Here is a 16,399-nt window from a genome sequence, read left to right as displayed (position 1 = left end):
GGCTCGAACCGACCGTTTTTAAGACCGGGCGGGCGGAAAGACGGGGTATGCAGGGCAGAACCTACACGGCAGACGCCGAGCCGGGCGACGAGGTCACCGTCGCCGGCTGGGTCCACGAGGTACGGGACCTCGGCGGGATCGCCTTCCTGATCCTCCGAGACAAGTCGGGGAAGATCCAGATCAAACTCGAGGAGGACTCGATGGACGAGGAGCTCGTCGAGACCGGCCTCAACGTCTCCCGAGAGAGCGTCATCACCGTCTCCGGCGACGTGAAGGAGGAGCCGCGCGCGCCGACGGACGTCGAAATCGTCCCCGAGTCGATCGAGGTGCTCGCGGCGTCCGACACCGAGCTGCCGCTCGATCCCTCCGGGAAGGTCGACGCCGAACTCTCGACCCGGCTCGACAACCGGACGCTCGACCTCCGGAAGGAGGAGGTCAAGGCCATCTTCGAGATCCGCTCGGAGGTCCTTCGATCCGCCCGCGACGCCTTCCGCGACCTGGGCTGTACGGAGATCAACACGCCGAAGATCGTCGCCACCGGGACCGAGGGCGGCACGGAGCTCTTCCCGATCACGTACTTCGGGGAAGAGGCCTTCATGAACCAATCGCCGCAGCTGTTCAAGCAGCTGATGGTCGGCTCCGGCCTCGAGCGGGTCTTCGAGATCGGGCCGATCTTCCGCGCCGAGGAGCACAACACGCCCCGGCACCTCAACGAGGCGACGTCGATCGACTTCGAGTCGGCGTTCGTCGACCACACCGAAGCGATGGACGCCTGCGAACACGTCGTCAAGAGCGCCTACGAGGGCGTCGCCGAGAACTGCGAGCGCCAGCTCGAACTCCTCGGCCTCGACGAGGAGTTCGAGGTCCCGGAAGGCGACTTCCCGCGACTCACCTACGAGGAGGCCATCGAGCGGATCAACGCGACGGGCGAACTCGACGAGCAGCTCGTCTGGGGCGACGACCTCCCGACCGAGGGCGAGCGCGCCCTCGGCGACGACGTCGGGCAGCACTACTTCATCACCGACTGGCCGTCGGAGATCAAGCCGTTCTACATCAAGGACCACGACGACGACGCGCAGCTCTCGACCGGGTTCGATATGATGCACCCGCGGATGGAACTGGTCTCGGGCGGGCAGCGTGAACACCGCTACGATCACCTCGTCGAGGGCTTCGAACAGCAGGGGCTCGATCCCGCGCAGTTCGACTACTACACGAAGATGTTCAAATACGGGATGCCGCCGCACGCCGGCTGGGGGCTCGGCGGCGAGCGGCTCGTGATGACGATGCTCGGCCTCGACAACATCCGCGAGGCCGTTCTGTTCCCGCGAGACAGGCAACGCCTGAGTCCGTAGGGCGAAGGCGTATCTGTCGAGCGGGAGCTCGTCGGACGAACGAGGTGAGTCCGACGGTGTTCCCGCCGGATCGCCAGAGACTGAGCCCATAGGCGAGGTCTCTGGGAACCAGCGAGGCGAGCGAAGCGAGTCTCGTCAGACCGCCGGCGTCTGAGGTCGTAGGCGACGGCATACCACTCCGAGTTCAGTTCTCCTCGGTGGCTTCGTCTATCAATCGATCGGCCGTCTCGCGGAGCTCGCCGGTCAGATGCAGTCCGTTCGAATCGAGACGTCGCACGAGCGACTTCGCCTCGCCGGGCGCTCTTCCTTCGTCGACAGCGCGGACGACGACGCCGATCGTACCGGTGACGGTGGCGTCGAATCCTTCGGCGACGGTCCTGACGCGTCGGTCGTCGGAGACGACGGCGATCGGCTCGTCCCGTTCGCGTGCTCGAAGGACGGCCGCAACGATCGCGACGTCGCCGTTCCACTCCGCATCGCCGAGCACGTCAATCGCGCTCTGTTGGTGCTCGCCGGCCGCGTTCGCCTCGGTCTTCATCGATGCCGAATCACTTCGAAGAAGCCGCTGCACGTTCCGTTCCGCGCGCTCCTCGCGTATTTCGTCGGCGACCGCCTGCGGGATCACGAGGTCGCCCTCGAAGTTCGTCAGTAGTTCCAGTTCGCCGACGCTCTCCAGGGCGATGAGCGTCGTCGCGTCCACGTAGATCTCCATCTACAGATCCAGCGCGGCTTCGGCATCGTCTTCGAGATCGGCCGTCGAAAGTTGCGTCGTCAGATTCCGCTCCCGACAGATCTCCAGCCACTCCGCGAGCGGAACGCCGGCGACCCGCGCTGCCTCCGTTACAGAGATTTCGCCGGTCTGGTACCGTTCGACGGCGACGCGAATTCGCAGTTCTTTGAGTCCCTCGTCCAGGGCCTTCCGGATCGTCGTGCTCTTGTCTTCTCCCAGCAGTGCGGCGACCTCCTCCAGTTCGTCCCGTTCGTCGTCGGGAATGCGGGCGCTTATCGACGGCACGTATACATTGTATTATAACGTAATCGTATTTGAACCTGTGGGCGGTCAGGATTCGATGGTCCCCTGCCACCGAAACCGCGCCCGATTTAACGGCGGCCGCGCAATCGACGGCAATGAGCGACGAGGCGGCGGCGTTCGTGCCCGGACACGTCACCGGATTCTTCAGCGCTCACCCCGACGAGGACCCGTCGGTGGCGGGCTCCCGCGGAGCCGGAATCGCGCTCTCGCACGGCGTCAACGTGCGAGTCGGCCGCGGCGACGACGTCCGGAACGACACCGACACGGACACCGGCGGCCCCGACGTGACGCTGAACGGTGAGCCGATAGACGTCGCGCCCGTCGCCGCCGTTCTCGACGACCTCGACGCCGCGGACGCTCGCGTCGTCGCCGAGACGCCGTTGCCGCTGGGCGCCGGATTCGGCGTCTCGGGCGCGATGGCGCTCGGGGCCGCTTACGCCGCCAACGCCGCCTACGACCGTCACCGGAGCGAGAACGAACTCGTCGAACTCGCCCACGCCGCCGAGGTCGAGGCGGGAACCGGGCTCGGCGACGTGGTGGCACAGGCCCGGGGCGGGCTTCCGATCCGCCTCGAACCCGGCGCGCCGGGGCACGGCCGTCTCGACGGCATCCCGGCCAGCCCCCGCGTCGAGTACGTCTCCTTCGGCTCGGTCTCGACCGAGGAGGTGCTCTCGGGGGACACCCGCGCGCTGACCGCCGCGGGCGAGCGCGCGCTGTCCGACCTCCGAGCGGAGCCCACGACCGATCGGCTCGTCGAACTCTCTCGGCGGTTCGCCCGCGAGGCGGACCTCCTCACCGACCGCGTCGCCGACGCCGTCGAGACGGTCCGCGCCGAGGGCGGCGACGCCGCGATGGCGATGCTCGGCGACACCGTCTTCGCGTTCGGCGACGACCTCTCGGCGGCCGGCTACGATCCCGAGGTCTGCTCGGTTCACCCGACGGGAGCGACGCTCCGACCGCCCGATGTCAGCCGCTTCGAGCGCTGAGGCGGTCGGAGAAGCGCCCGAAAGGGCGGGGACGACGCGGCCGAACCGGCCCGCTTTTCCTCCGGCCGGTCGATTTCGCGGTATGAGCGAGATCGACGTGCCGGAGAGCCACCCCCGTTATCAGTCGCTCCTGACGCGACACCGCATCGAAGCGGGGGTCGAAAAGGGGATCACGAGCAAACAGGGGCTCATCGCCGAGGGTCGCGGCGAGGCGTTCGACTACCTCCTCGGCGAGCGGACCACCGACTCGGCCGACGCCGCCGAGCGCGCGGCGGCCGCCCTCCTGCTCCTCGCGGACCGTCCCGTCCTCTCGGTCAACGGCAACGTCGCGGCGCTCGTCCCCGGGGAGATCGTCGAACTCGCCGCGGCGGTCGACGCCGACGTGGAGGTGAACCTCTTCAACCGAACCGACGAGCGGATGGCGGCGATCGCCGGGCACCTCCGCGAGCACGGCGCGGCGGAAGCGGGCGTCGAGATCAAGGGGTTGACCGCCGACGCGCGCATCCCCGGACTGGAACACGAGCGCTCGAAAGTCGACGCCGACGGTATCGGCGCGGCCGACGTCGTGCTCGTTCCCCTCGAAGACGGCGACCGAGCCGAGGCGCTCGCGGCGATGGGCAAATCCGAGATCGTGATCGACCTGAACCCGCTGTCGCGGTCCGCGCAGGTCGCGGCGATTCCGATCGTCGACAACATCATCCGAGCGGTCCCCAACGTCACCGAGCACGCCGAGGCGCTGCGCGAGGCGTCCCGCGAGGAACTGGAGGGGATCGTCGCCGACTTCGACCGCGAGGCCGCGCTGTCCGCAGCCGAGGACGCGATCCGCTCGGGCGACCTCGAGTAGCGTCCTCTCGTTCGGCCGCCCGACACCCGGCCGCTCGCCCGGCTCTGGCCCTCGGTCGGCCGACCCCGACGCGCTCACTCGTCCCGCAGTTCGGCCTCGGTGAGCGCCTGGTTGAGGTCGTCGCGGACGAACTCGCCGGTCTCTCTGTCCATCGCGGTCGTCACGATCCGGTTCTCCTGGACGCTGGAGCCGTCTCGGAGCAACAGCCGGACGTTGCCGTTGTCGTCGGCGCGGGTCACCTTCGCTCTGAGCCCCGTTCGCGAGCCCATCCCGCCGGCGTCGATCGGGCCGGGAACGATCTTCTTGACGTGCGGGTGGTCGGCGACGACGCCGATGGCCTGCCGACCGTTCCGCCCGCCGATCAGGGTCGAGTGCGACCCGCCGAGTTTCTCTCGCGGCGGCGTCTCGACGACTTCCAACGAGCGCTCGCCGCGGCGCTCCAGCACGCGCCCGACGGGATCGTCGGCCGCGACGCGATAGAACTCGTGGTGGAGTTGCGCTCTCGTCTCCCGAAGCACCTCGCGGTTCCCCGCCGCGAACACCGTCTCGGGTCGCTTGCGGCGAACGTCGTCGGCGACGCGCCCCGCGAAGTTCCTGAGTTCGACGGTCTCCGACTCGGGGTCGTCCTCGGGTACCGTCGTCAGCGTCGTGCGTCCCACGACCTCGTCGCCGTCGAGCATCGTCAACTCCGCGCGGTCGCGCTCGAATTCGACCACGACCGCGTCGCAGTTGGCGGTGTCGCAGACCAGGCAGTAATCGCCCGGTCGTTCGAGCGGCGTTCCGCACCGCCGACAGTCCATAGCGAGCGAAGGCGACGGGAAAATAAAAGCGCGGCTATCGGTCGGTGCGACCGCGGCTGTCCGCCTGTGGCCGTCCGCCCGCTCGCGACGGGACCGACGGCAGTCCATAGCGGCGCGTCACCGCCGGCGGCGGACAGCAACTGCTCACAGCGCCTCCGGACTCGTCTTCAGGTACTCCCGGAGCAGGACCGTCGCGTACGACCCCGAGGGAAGCGAGAACGAGAGGTCGTACGCGCGCTCGGCGGCGTCGACGCCGGTGTCGACGCGCGTCCGGAGCAGAACCGCGCGCCGCGTCCCGGTCGAGTGGAACTGGCCGGGACGGTTGAAGTCGCCCGGGCCGAGTCCGAGATCGTCGAGGACGGCGCGTTCGATCTCGCCGGGCTCGCCGTCTGCCAGTTCGGTCTCGACGCCGACGAGCGGGGCGGTCACGAACGCCCGGCCGCGCTCGCAGTGGCGGCGCATCACGTCGATCCGGCGGTCGGTCGCGACCTGCGTCCGGTCGGTGTCCGGTCGGGAGAGCCCCTCGGGTGCGTCGGCGTCGGCGAAGCAGACGACGTCGCCCTCGACCGGGTGCGCGAGCGGGACCCCGCGGGAGAGCCGCTCGCTGACGATCCGGTTGAACGCGTACGACTGCGCGGCGTTGACGAACAGCCGCTGGAGGTTCTCCGGGACGGCCTCCAGGGCGTGCCGCCAGTCTTCCGCACTCCGGTCGCCGTCCTCGTGCAGGCGGTGCAGCATCGACCGCTCGAAGCGGAGCGCGCCGGGCATCCGATCCAGCGCCGCCCCCCAGTCGGGATCGTCCGTCTCGGCCTGCTCGTCGACGAACCGCCGCGCCTCCTGGGTCGCCTCGGGTTCGGCGTCGAAGGGGTTGCCGACGTACGTCAGGACCGCTTCGCGCCACTCGCCGCGGGCGACGCACAGGCCGACCTCGTGCGTGACCGGCCGGCGGCTGCCGAAGCGCTGGTGGCCGAAGTAGTTCGGAACGGCGACGTCGACGCCGGGTTCGTCGTCTCCATCGCCTGTGCGCGCCGGCCCGTCCGCCGCTTCACTGACTCGCGCGTGCAACTCGGCCGTGATCTCCTCGACCGGGGCGACGTCGGCGTCGCGGACGCGGATCTCGAAGGCGTTGCCGGCCAGGTCGCCGAAGTGAAGCCGTCGGCCGATTCTCCCGAGCACCTCGACGTCGGCGTCGTCGATATCTGGCAATTCTTCGGTGTCGACGCCGCGCAGCGAGAACAACTGCGTCGTGACCGCGTACTTGTCCTTCGTGCCGGCCCAGGAGACCCGCTCGCGGCTGATCCCCAGCGCGTTCGAGAGCCGTCGCGCGAAGTCGTTGGTGTCCCACCCCCGGAGCGTCGCCCGGACGAGCAGGTGCGGGTAGTCGCCGGCGTCGACGTCGAGCGGTTCGGGCTCCATCGCCTCCAGTTCCCGGACCCGGAAGTCGTCGGGGGCCGTCCGCAGTCGACCGCCGGTCCCCTCGGCGTCGCTGTAGTAGTGCTCGATGCCGACGCGCCGTTCCAGGGGGTGTGCCTCGCGCATCTGGTCGGTTTCGCCTTCCCTCTCCGGGAGTAAGGCCGCTCCGGTTCGCGCCCCGGTCGACGCGACGGGATCGATCCGCCCGCCGGCTCAGCCTCCGTCGCTCGACCCTCGCATTCCGGTGATCTCGAATCGGGCCCCGCCCGCCTCGGAGTCGCCGACGGCGACGTCCCAGCCGTGGGCCTCGGCCGTCGCGGCGACGATGTTGAGCCCGAATCCCGTCCCGGCGTCGGCGGTGGTGTACCCGTACTCGAAGACGCGCTCGCGGTCCGCCTCGGGGACGCCGGACCCGTCGTCGTCGACGGCGACCCCGCCCGGGATCGACGACACCGTCACGGTGACGCAGTCGCCCGCCTCGCCGGCGTGCCGGATCGCGTTCTGAAAGAGGTTCTCGAACAGCCGACACAGCCGTCCCTCGTCAGCGGTGACCGTTCCCAGGTCGCCGTCGACGATCAGGCTCCCCCCGGCGTCCTCGGCACACACCGGTTCGTCGTCGTCACCGCACCCGCCGACGGCCTCCCACGCGCCGACGACGACGCGGTTCAGATCGACGGGTCCGAGGTCCGGCTCGTGCCGCTTGTCGCCGACGAGCGCCCGCACGTCGCCGACGATGGCTTCCATCCGATCGTGCACCCGCTCCAGGCGGTCCAGGAACTCCTCGCCGCCGCTGACCTCCTCGCGCAGGATGTTCACCTGCGCCTGTGCGGCGTTCAACGGGCTCGTGAGGTCGTGCGTCAGGATCTCGGCGAACCGCTCGAGGTCCCGCTCGCGCTCGGTCCGCTCTGTCACGTCCCGCACGACGCTCACGAGGTACTCCCGGTCGCCGACGGTCGTCGCCGACACGCTCGATTCGGCCCAGAACGTCGTGCCGTCGCGCCGCCGGGCCTCCCAGCGGAATCTCCCCGCGCCGCCCTGTCGCGCCGCTCGCTCCGCCTCCCTGCGGGCCTCGGCCGCTCGCTCCGGGTTGGCCGCACACGCCTCGGCATCGAGTTCGCGACGGGTTCCGGACTCGTCGCCGAACGTCTCCGCCGCCGCCGCGTTGGCTGCGACGACCTCGCCGCTCGCGGTCTCGCGGACGATGACGGCGTCGTCCATCCCGTCGACGACCTGCGCGAGCGCGCCGCCGACTCCCTCTCCCGCGAAGTTCCTCATTTCCTCTCTCTCCGTTCGGACCCGTGGTAAGTCGTTTGGCCGCTCACCCGTCCGGTTTCCGTGGCTTCGAGTCCGGATCAGTACAGCGTGAGGTCGCCGGTCACCCGGTCGACGTCCTCCTCGCGGCCGGGGCCGACCGCGAGACAGGTCACCGTGCCGGGATCGAGTTGCGTGTGTCCCGCGTCTCGGATGATCGCGCTCGGCAACCCGAGCCGCTCGGCCTCGTCGGCCAGTCGAAACAGCGTCTCCTCGCCGTCGGCCTTCAGCACGACCTTCTTCTGTCCGCCACCTTTCCACTCCTTTCTGGTTCGCTCGTCGGTGTCCTCGTACGCCGACAGCGACGCGTGTGCGACCTGCGCGGCGAGCTTTCCGCGTCCCATCCCGAGGTCCGTCCGGGCGACGATGGCCTGCTTCATACGCGACTCTGGCGCGCGATGTCGTATATGTCCTCGCTTTGCCGCGGGGTGGAAGCGTCATAATTATAAGGAGTCTCACTCACCGAAATCTGTGCCCTCCACAATCGGTCCCAGTTCGTTCTTCGCGGCAGTATTGCTCCTCGTCGGAACCGGCCTCGCCGGGTACGGCGCGTACGATTACACCCAGCAGTCGGATGCGATCGAAGACGCGGTGGCCGTGGACGCGACGATCGTCGAGACCGACGTCGAGACGGTCACCAGCAAGGGAGACCAGTCCCACAAGCCGACCGTGTCCTTCGAGTACCGGTACGACGGCACGGCGTACACCGGCGACCGGATCTTCCCGTCGGACGTGAGCCCGAAGTACGAGACGCACTCGAAGGCGCAGTCGATCGCCCAGGAGTACGAATCCGGGGAAACGGTCACCGCGTACGTCGATCCGGCGGCGCCCGGCGACGCGTTCCTCGAGAAGCGACGGTCGACGTATTCGTTGAAGCTCGCGGGGATCGGGGCCCTGATCGTACTCGTCACGCTCGGGTCTCGCGTCCGATCGTCGCTGAACAGCTAGGATGGTCTCCCAGTCGGACGATTCCGCGGGAGGCTGATCGCCGGAACGGTCCGGCCGCGACGCGTCGGTTCCTTCGACCCCCCGGACCGCCCCGGTCGGAAGCGGGTGACTTTACGTCGTTCGCTCACACTCTCTCGGACGATGATACTCTCTGACGACGACATCCTCGCTCGACTGGAGGCCGGCGACCTCGTCGTCGATCCCATCGACGACCTCGATATGCAGATCCAGCCGGCGAGCATCGACCTCCGACTCGGCGAGGAGTTCTTGGAGTTCCAGCGGACGAACATCTCCTGTATCCACCCGAACCGCGAGTCGGAGGTCTCCGAGTACGTGACCGAGACGACGGTGCCGGAGGGCGAGGAGTTCATCCTCCACCCCGGCGACTTCGTCCTCGGGACGACCAAAGAGCGCGTCGAGATCCCGCCCGACCTGCTGGCGACCGTCGAGGGGCGCTCCTCGCTCGGCCGCCTCGCGGTCGTGATCCACGCGACCGCGGGTATCGTCGATCCGGGGTACCACGGCCAGATCACGCTCGAACTGTCGAATCTCGGCACCGCACCCGTCGCGCTCACGCCGGGAATGCGCGTCTCCCAGCTGGTATTCACCGAACTCACCCAGGCCGCCGGGCGACCCTACGGCGTCGAGCGCGGCTCGAAGTACCAGGATCAGGAGGGGCCGCAGGCGTCGCGCATCGGTGCCGACCCCGAGTTCGCGTCGGAGTCGCCTGAACCCGACGCCGGGCACGCAGACGAATGAAGTTCGTCGAGGAAGTCGTCGTCGAGGAGTTCCTCCCGACCTTCCGCTCGATGCTGGCGGAGGCGCTTCGCGAGCGGGGACTGACGCAGCACGAGGTGGCCGAGGCGTTGGGGATCAGCCAGAGCGCCGTCTCGAAGTACGCCCACGGCGACGTGAGTCGGAGGGAGGAGGTCCTCGACGACGAGCGCGTCGGAGACCTCGTCGAGCGCGTCGCCGACGGCCTCGCGACGGGCGATATGAGTCGCGTGCAGGCGCTCGTCGAGGCCGAAGTGCTCGTCCGGCGGTTAGAGGAGGGCGACCTGCTCGCGCGGCTCCACGAGGAAGCGATGCCCGAACTCGCCGACTACGACGGCTACGTCCGGATCCACGACCCCGAGAGCGGGCTCCGGACGAGCGAACAGGTGCGCTCGTCGCTCAGGCGGGCGCTCCGACGACTCACGAACGCCAGCGGGTTCGCCGGGCTCATCCCGAACGTCGGCTCGAACCTCGTGGAGTGTCTCCCCGAGGCGGCCGGCGTCGACGACGTCGCGGGCGTTCCCGGACGGATCTTCGACGTGAAGGGTCGCGCGACGGTCCCCGCCGATCCCGAGTTCGGCGTCAGCGAGCACGTCGCGGGCGTGCTCCTGTCGGCGCGCGAGGCCGGCAGCGACGCCCGCGCCGCGCTCAACGTCCGCTACGACTCGGGGATCGTGGCCGACCTCGAAGCCGCCGGCTACGACGCCGTCGAGTTCGACCCAGACGCGCCGACCGACCCGATCCGCGAGTCGATCGCCGAGCGCGGTCCCGAATCGCTCTCTGCGACGTTCGTCTGCTACCAGACGGGCGGCTACGGAATCGAACCGATCACCTACGTGCTCGGCCCCGACGCCGACGCGGTCGTCACGGCGGTCAAGACGCTGCTCGAACGCTGAGTCACGTCGGTTCCGGCGGCGGATGCCGCGTATCGAGTTCGGGAACCGGGGTACGTCCGCTCGGTAATCGGTCGTGCGCGGGCGGCGACACGTGGCGAATCACTTAGGCCTCCCCGGCGACAACGAGTCGTACCGATGAATATGCTCGTCGACGGGGAGTGGCGGAGCGACGCCTATCAGACGACGAACGAGGAGGGCGAGTTCGACCGACAGGAGACGTCCTTCCGCGACTGGATTCAGGACGAGCCCGACGCCGGGTTCCCGGCCGAGTCCGGCCGGTACCACGTCTACATCTCGCGGGCCTGCCCGTGGGCGCACCGCGTGGCGATGACGCGGCGCCTGAAGGGCCTCGAAGACGATGTCTCGCTCTCGATCGTCGAACCCGTCCGCCACGACGACGGCTGGGAGTTCTCCGAGGACTACCCAGATCCGCTCTACGGCGCGGACTACCTCCGGGAGATCTACACCCGTGCGGACTCCGAGTTCACCGGCCGGGTGACGGTTCCGGTGCTCTGGGACAAAGAGCAGGAGACCATCGTCAACAACGAGTCCCGCGAGATTATGCGGATGCTCGACACCGAGTTCGCGGGGGCGAACGGCGTCGACCTCCTGCCAGACGGGCGCGTCGAGGAGGTCGACGACCTCATCGACGACATCTACGAGTCGATAAACAACGGCGTCTACCGCGCCGGCTTCGCCGACACTCAGGACGCCTACGAAGCCGCGATCGAGGACCTCTTCGGCGCGCTGGACCGCTGGGAGGACGTCCTCGAGAGCCAGCGGTTCCTCGCCGGCGAGGTCTTCACCGAGGCCGACGTGGCGATGTTCGCGACGCTCGTCCGCTTCGACCACGTCTACCACACCCACTTCAAGTGTAACCGCCGAGCGATCCACGAGTACCCGAACCTCTGGAACTACACGAAGGAGGTGTATCAGTTGGGTGATATCGCCGAGACGGTCAACCTCGACCACATCACGCGACACTACTACATGAGCCACGACGACATCAACCCGAAGCGGCTCGTCCCGACCGGCCCCGACATCGACTTCTCCGCGCCGCACAACCGCGACCGGCTGTCGGCCGACCTCCCGCCGGCGCTCCAGGCCGACGCCGCGCCCGCGGACGACTGAGCGTTGCCCTCGCAGACGACTGAGCGTCGCCTCCGCAAACGACCGAGCGTTGCCCCCGCAGACGACTCAGTTCTCGGGGTCCGCCTACGTCGCGGCCGGTGTGACATTCCGCCATCGTCGCCGCCGACCCGAATTTCCACCATCGTCGCTGCCGATCCGAATTTCCACCATCGTCGCTGCCGACCCGAATTTCCACCATCGTCGCTGCCGATCCGAATTTCCACCATCGTCGCTGCCGATCCGAATTTCCGCCCCGTTCCCGCCGGCTTCTTATCCGCCCGCGTCTACCTCCCGGTTATGACTGACAGCGACGACGCGACGGACCGAACTCCGTCGGAGACGCGACGCGCGACGCCCGGCGGCGGCGTCCGCCCGACGGCAGACGACATCGAACCGGCCGCGCCAGAGGAGTTCGGCCTCGTGCAGGCGTGGTGGGGCGGCGGAAAGGGCAAGACCACGGCGGCGCTCGGGATGGCGTTCCGCGCGGCCGGGCACGGCTACCGCGTGCACGTCCTCCAGTTCCTGAAGGGCGGCGCGGACTCCGTCGAGAGCGTCCGCGGCGAGTACAACGCCATCGCGGCGGTCCCGGGGATCTCCTACGAGAACACCGGCCACTACGGCTGGCACGGGCTCTTGGACGGCTCCGACGAGGACGAGCACCTGGCGAAGGCCCGCGGCGCGCTCGCCCGCGCGGAGGACGTAGTCGCGGCCGCCGGCGAGACGGACCTGACCGCGCCGCTGCCCCTCGACGGCGACCCCGAGGCCGGCGTTCACCTGCTCGTCCTCGACGAGATTCTCTACGCCGTCGATCAGGGGTTGATCGACGAGTCCGCCGTGCTCGACCTGGTCGACTCGAAGCCCGCGAACCTCGAACTCGTGTTGACAGGGAGTCACTCGGAGCCGACGTACCTGCTCGACGCGGCCGACCTCGTGACCGAGGTCCGGAAGGTGAAACACCCCTTCGACGAGGGCGTTCGCGCGCGGAAGGGGACGGAGTACTGATGCGTCGTCGGCTCTCGCCGTCGATATCCGCCAGGAATGCCCGCTGAGACGATCCTCGTCGCGGGTACGGCCAGCCACGTCGGCAAGAGCACCGTCGCCGCGGGGCTCTGTCGCCGCCTCGCGGACGCCGGCGTCGACGTCGCGCCGTTCAAAGCGCAGAATATGAGTAACGAGGCGCAGGCGGTCGTCCGGCCGGAGGCGGTCCGTGGCGACGACGCGAGCGCAGCGTCGGACTCCGACGGCCCGGCCTTCGGCGAGATCGGCGTCTCACAGTACGTCCAGGCGCGCGCCGCGGGCGTCCGACCGACGACCGATCACAATCCCGTGCTCCTGAAGCCTCGCGGCGAGGGCGAATCCCAACTCGTCGTCGACGGCGTCGCCGTCGGCCACTACGCCGCGGGCGACTACTACGCCGAGCACTGGGACGACGCCAGAGACGCCGCCGAGGCGGCCTACGCGCGCCTCGCGGCCGAAAACGACGTCGTGGTCGCCGAGGGCGCGGGGTCGATCGCGGAGATCAACTTCCACGACCGCGACCTCGCCAACGTCGAGACCGCGCGCTTCGCCGACGCCCGGATCCTGCTGGTCGCCGACATCGAGCGCGGCGGGGTCTTCGCCTCGATCCTGGGCACGCTGGAACTGCTCCCAGACGACGTCCGCGAGCGGGTCGTCGGCGTCGCGATCACGAAGTTCCGCGGCGATCGGTCCCTCCTGGAACCGGGGATCGACGAGATCGAATCCCGGACCGGCGTCCCGGTGCTCGCGGTGCTGCCCCACGACGATCCCGGGCTCCCCGACGAGGACAGCGTCTCGCTCCCGGCGGCGGGAGAGCGCGAGGTCCGGGGGACCGACGACGGCGTCGCCGACGACCGATCGGTCACGGTCGCCGTCCCGCGCCTCCCGCGGGCGTCGAACACCGCGGACGTGGACCCGCTTGTCGGCGTTCCGGGCGTCCGCGTCGCGTTCGTTCCGCTCGACGCGCCGCTGTCGGACGCCGACGCCGTCGTCCTGACCGGGACGAAGAACACCGCCGACGATCTCCACGCGATCCGAGAGGCAGGCCTCCACGAGCGGCTTCGGAGATTCGACGGTCCCGTCGTCGGCCTCTGCGGCGGCTACCAACTCCTCGGGGAGCGCCTCATCGCTGCCGACGTCGAGGCCGCGGGCGACACCGCGGTGGCCGACGCCGGAACGACGGTCTCTGGGATCGGTCTGCTTCCCGTCGAAACCGCGTTCTCGCGTCGCAAGCGCGTCGCCCCCGTCGAGTGGACGCTCGACGGGGACGGCCCGCTCGCCGGCGCGTCCGGCGCGGTCGAGGGCTACGAGATCCACGCCGGCGAGACGCGGGCGGTCGGGCCGAGAGAACCCCAGCCGAACTCGTCGCCGCCCGTCCGGTTCCCGTTCGCGAGCGACGGCCGCGACCCGGTGACGCTCGGGGCGGCGCGGGGACGCGTCCTCGGGACCTATCTTCACGGCCTCTTCGCGAACGACGCGGCACGCGAGGCGTTCGTCGAGAACGTCTTCGCGAACGCGGGGAAGCGCCGGCCCGCGGCGGCCGATTCCGGACGCGACGGCGACCCCTACACCCGCGCCGCGGCGCTCGTCGAAGAAATCGCGCTTGGGGAGCTCATTCCGACGGTTCCCGCCGCAGACATCGGGTAGCGGTGGCCGACCGGCGGTTTCGACGGGTCGCGGCGGTCCGCTCGCCGTCGATCAGCGATGAGAATCGGAGTCGAAGAGTTTTATCGGCCCGTCGCGACTCCCGGGTATGGTCGAGGCGTTCGCCGTCGCGAGCGGCAAGGGCGGCACCGGAAAGACGACGAGCACGCTGGCGCTCGGGATGGCGCTCGCCGATCGGTACGACGTGACGGTCATCGACGCCGACACCGGGATGGCGAACCTCCTGTTTCACGCCGGACTGGACGACGCGGACGTGACGCTGCACGACCTGCTCGTCGCCGAGCGCGACGTCCCGGTCGAGGCGGCCGTCTACGACCGCTTCGGGATGTCGGTGGTCCCCTGCGGGACGAGCCTCACGGCCTTCGAGGAGGCGGATCCGGAGCGGCTTCGGGACGTCGTCGCCGAACTCGCCGCCGACACCGACGTTCTCCTGCTCGACTCGCCGGCGGCGCTCGGATCGAAGAGCGCGGTCCTCCCCGTCGTGCTCGCCGACCGCGTCGTCGTCGTGCTTCAGCCGACGGTCCCCTCGCTCTCGGACGGCCTGAAGGTCCAGGAGTACGCCCGCTCGTACGGCACCGAGACCGCGGGCGTGCTGTTCAACCGGGTCCGCCCCGACGAGGACGTCGAGTCGATCGCCGACCAGGCCGCGCGCTACTTCGGCGGGACGACGCTGGCGAGCGTCCCCGAGAGCGACGCGGTGCGGGCGGCCCGCCGCGCCGGCGAACCGCTGCTCGCGCACGCGCCGAGAGATCCTGCGGCCGACGCCTTTCACGAGGCCGCGGCGAACCTGGACGTCCGGGCCGGCGACGCCGCGGGCGTCGCGGACCGCTTCCGGAGCGCGGTCGTTCCGGACCGACCCTGACGATGGTCGTCGACGGCCACATCCCCGAGGGCGAACTGTGCCGCTCTCGAACCGACGCCGACGTGGGCGACACGCTCTCCGGGGTGCTCGACCGCGAACTCACCGGGTACGTCGTCTTCGAGTCGGGGGGATCGATCCTCCTCGGCGACGACGAGCGCGCGGTCGTCACGTTCGAGGACGGCGTCCCAGTCCTGGCGTATCATCCCGGAAGCGACGCCGGCGGCGACGACGCGCTCGACGCGCTGTCGGGGCGGCTGTTCCACACCGCCGTCTACGAACTCCCGCCCGACGAGTTACGGGCGGCCCACCGGGTCGAGGACCTCCGCGTCGGCGCGCTCGCACCGGCGCGGCGACTGGCCGACGACGCGGCGCTCGTGGAGCGAACGCGCGAGGCCGCGCCCGAGGGCCGGCTCTCCGAGGACGGGGGAACGAGCGCCGTCGAGGCGTTCCTCGCCGACACCGAGTCCATCGAGTCGATCCGCGAGGAGGCCCGCGCGGAGGCGGCGTCGCGCGCCGCCGAGTGGGGGCTGTCGGACCAGATCGACGACGGGACGTGACTGCCGATCCCGCTCGAACCCCGGGCGAAAACGAGACGATATATACGATCGGCGGCCTACCTCCGGTCGTGAGCGTCTTCTCGCTGCTGCGCGCCCGAACGGCGTCGGACTTCGCCGACTGGTTCCGTCCCGGCGGAGAGTACCTGCTCCGCGTCGCCGACGGGATGGGGTTCCACACGGGGGATCTCCCGGGATTCATCGACGAGGCCGAGACGGCGATGCGGGCGGGCCGGACGGGCGCGGACGTCGCGCCCGCGGTGAACCGGCTGATCGCCGCCGACCTGTATGCCGACGCCGCGTTCGGCCTCCCGTTCCTGGAGTGGACGCCGGTCTGGTACGAACTCCCGCTGACGCCGCCCGTGGCGTACGCGGAGTGGCGGCTCAGACGGGTCGCCGACCAGTACGCGGCGACGATCGATCACGTCTCGCTCCCGCGGTTCAGTCGTCCCGGAGACGTCGTCTCCCGCGGCGCGCCGGCCCTCGAATCAGTTTCGGGGTTCGCCGACCGGTTCGCGTTCGCGGACGCGATTCTCCACCTGGAGTGGTTCGATTACGTCGCCACCGAGTGCGGCATCGGCGTCCCGCCCGAACTGATCGCGGAGACGCGCTCGCAGACGGTCGGCTACTACGTCGGCGACCTCGCGGTCGAGGACCTCGATCCGACCGTTCGCCGCCTTCAGTACCTGCTCTTCACCGACGACGAGTGGGTACGGGCGGTCGACGAGCGCTACGGACTCGGGAGTTCGCTCCTGTCGGTCTGGGAGCGGGTGTGTCGCCGCGAGCGCGAACGCTTCGGCGGCGCCTGACCGT

At 69.7% G+C, this 16,399-nt stretch carries 18 protein-coding genes; 12 read left to right on the top strand and 6 right to left on the bottom strand.

Annotated elements, in window-relative coordinates; translation table 11 throughout:
- Nucleotides 1-47: 47 nt before the first annotated feature.
- On the top strand, nucleotides 48-1,352 hold the full coding sequence (gene aspS / locus NO360_RS12590) for an aspartate--tRNA(Asn) ligase (protein ID WP_256308158.1): 1,305 nt from the start codon (nucleotides 48-50) through the stop codon (nucleotides 1,350-1,352).
- A gap of 184 nt (nucleotides 1,353-1,536) precedes the next feature.
- Here the strand turns inward: aspS and NO360_RS12585 are convergent, their stop codons facing one another.
- Nucleotides 1,537-2,064 carry a PIN domain-containing protein gene (locus NO360_RS12585; protein ID WP_256308157.1) on the bottom strand — a complete coding sequence of 176 codons (528 nt, stop codon included), beginning with the start codon at nucleotides 2,062-2,064 and terminating at the stop codon, nucleotides 1,537-1,539.
- On the bottom strand, nucleotides 2,065-2,367 hold the full coding sequence (locus tag NO360_RS12580; protein ID WP_256308156.1) for a UPF0175 family protein: 303 nt from the start codon (nucleotides 2,365-2,367) through the stop codon (nucleotides 2,065-2,067).
- Between the two features lie 113 nt (nucleotides 2,368-2,480).
- On the opposite strand from NO360_RS12580, the gene NO360_RS12575 reads away from it, so the two are divergent.
- Both NO360_RS12575 and NO360_RS12570 read left to right on the top strand, forming a co-directional pair.
- Nucleotides 2,481-3,371: a pantoate kinase gene (locus tag NO360_RS12575; RefSeq protein WP_256308155.1), complete on the top strand. Its 891-nt coding sequence runs from the start codon at nucleotides 2,481-2,483 to the stop codon at nucleotides 3,369-3,371.
- A gap of 82 nt (nucleotides 3,372-3,453) precedes the next feature.
- Nucleotides 3,454-4,215 (top strand): 4-phosphopantoate--beta-alanine ligase, encoded by a 762-nt coding sequence (locus tag NO360_RS12570; protein WP_256308154.1) that lies wholly within the window; start codon nucleotides 3,454-3,456, stop codon nucleotides 4,213-4,215.
- Between the two features lie 74 nt (nucleotides 4,216-4,289).
- Here the strand turns inward: NO360_RS12570 and NO360_RS12565 are convergent, their stop codons facing one another.
- From NO360_RS12565 to pth2, 4 genes are all read right to left on the bottom strand, one after another.
- The gene (locus NO360_RS12565) at nucleotides 4,290-5,015 is read right to left on the bottom strand and encodes a DUF2103 domain-containing protein (protein ID WP_256308153.1); all 726 of its coding nucleotides are present in this window, start codon (nucleotides 5,013-5,015) and stop codon (nucleotides 4,290-4,292) included.
- A gap of 144 nt (nucleotides 5,016-5,159) precedes the next feature.
- Complete coding sequence (gene truD, locus NO360_RS12560; protein ID WP_256308152.1) at nucleotides 5,160-6,554, bottom strand: tRNA pseudouridine(13) synthase TruD; 1,395 nt, start codon at nucleotides 6,552-6,554, stop codon at nucleotides 5,160-5,162.
- An 87-nt stretch (nucleotides 6,555-6,641) separates the two neighbouring features.
- Nucleotides 6,642-7,703, bottom strand: a complete 1,062-nt coding sequence (locus NO360_RS12555) for a sensor histidine kinase (protein ID WP_256308151.1) — start codon at nucleotides 7,701-7,703, stop codon at nucleotides 6,642-6,644.
- A 77-nt stretch (nucleotides 7,704-7,780) separates the two neighbouring features.
- Nucleotides 7,781-8,119 (bottom strand): peptidyl-tRNA hydrolase Pth2, encoded by a 339-nt coding sequence (pth2, locus tag NO360_RS12550; RefSeq protein WP_256308150.1) that lies wholly within the window; start codon nucleotides 8,117-8,119, stop codon nucleotides 7,781-7,783.
- 91 nt (nucleotides 8,120-8,210) lie between these two features.
- Here pth2 and NO360_RS12545 point away from each other — a divergent pair, with 91 nt between their 5' ends.
- The 9 genes from NO360_RS12545 to NO360_RS12505 all read left to right on the top strand — a co-directional run bounded on the left by NO360_RS12545 (nucleotide 8,211) and on the right by NO360_RS12505 (nucleotide 16,395).
- On the top strand, nucleotides 8,211-8,687 hold the full coding sequence (locus NO360_RS12545) for a DUF3592 domain-containing protein (RefSeq protein WP_256308149.1): 477 nt from the start codon (nucleotides 8,211-8,213) through the stop codon (nucleotides 8,685-8,687).
- 141 nt (nucleotides 8,688-8,828) lie between these two features.
- Nucleotides 8,829-9,446 (top strand): dCTP deaminase, encoded by a 618-nt coding sequence (gene dcd / locus NO360_RS12540; protein WP_256308148.1) that lies wholly within the window; start codon nucleotides 8,829-8,831, stop codon nucleotides 9,444-9,446.
- The gene (locus tag NO360_RS12535) at nucleotides 9,443-10,357 is read left to right on the top strand and encodes a thiamine-phosphate synthase family protein (RefSeq protein WP_256308147.1); all 915 of its coding nucleotides are present in this window, start codon (nucleotides 9,443-9,445) and stop codon (nucleotides 10,355-10,357) included. The genes dcd and NO360_RS12535 overlap by 4 nt, the downstream gene beginning before the upstream one ends.
- Before the next feature lie 135 nt (nucleotides 10,358-10,492).
- Nucleotides 10,493-11,488 (top strand): glutathione S-transferase family protein, encoded by a 996-nt coding sequence (locus tag NO360_RS12530; protein WP_256308146.1) that lies wholly within the window; start codon nucleotides 10,493-10,495, stop codon nucleotides 11,486-11,488.
- 297 nt (nucleotides 11,489-11,785) lie between these two features.
- Nucleotides 11,786-12,490: a cob(I)yrinic acid a,c-diamide adenosyltransferase gene (locus NO360_RS12525; RefSeq protein WP_256308145.1), complete on the top strand. Its 705-nt coding sequence runs from the start codon at nucleotides 11,786-11,788 to the stop codon at nucleotides 12,488-12,490.
- Between the two features lie 36 nt (nucleotides 12,491-12,526).
- Nucleotides 12,527-14,152, top strand: a complete 1,626-nt coding sequence (locus tag NO360_RS12520; RefSeq protein WP_256308144.1) for a cobyric acid synthase — start codon at nucleotides 12,527-12,529, stop codon at nucleotides 14,150-14,152.
- A gap of 106 nt (nucleotides 14,153-14,258) precedes the next feature.
- Complete coding sequence (locus NO360_RS12515; RefSeq protein WP_256308143.1) at nucleotides 14,259-15,032, top strand: nucleotide-binding protein; 774 nt, start codon at nucleotides 14,259-14,261, stop codon at nucleotides 15,030-15,032.
- 2 nt (nucleotides 15,033-15,034) lie between these two features.
- On the top strand, nucleotides 15,035-15,589 hold the full coding sequence (locus NO360_RS12510; protein ID WP_256308142.1) for a DUF8054 family protein: 555 nt from the start codon (nucleotides 15,035-15,037) through the stop codon (nucleotides 15,587-15,589).
- Nucleotides 15,590-15,657: 68 nt separating this feature from the next.
- Nucleotides 15,658-16,395, top strand: a complete 738-nt coding sequence (locus tag NO360_RS12505; RefSeq protein ID WP_256308141.1) for a DUF8116 family protein — start codon at nucleotides 15,658-15,660, stop codon at nucleotides 16,393-16,395.
- Nucleotides 16,396-16,399: the final 4 nt, after the last annotated feature.

It is taken from the genome of Halobellus litoreus (assembly GCF_024464595.1).
Taxonomy (GTDB): domain Archaea; phylum Halobacteriota; class Halobacteria; order Halobacteriales; family Haloferacaceae; genus Haloquadratum; species Haloquadratum litoreum.
Note: the sequence above shows the minus strand (reverse complement) of the source record. Positions and strands in the feature narration are given on the sequence as shown.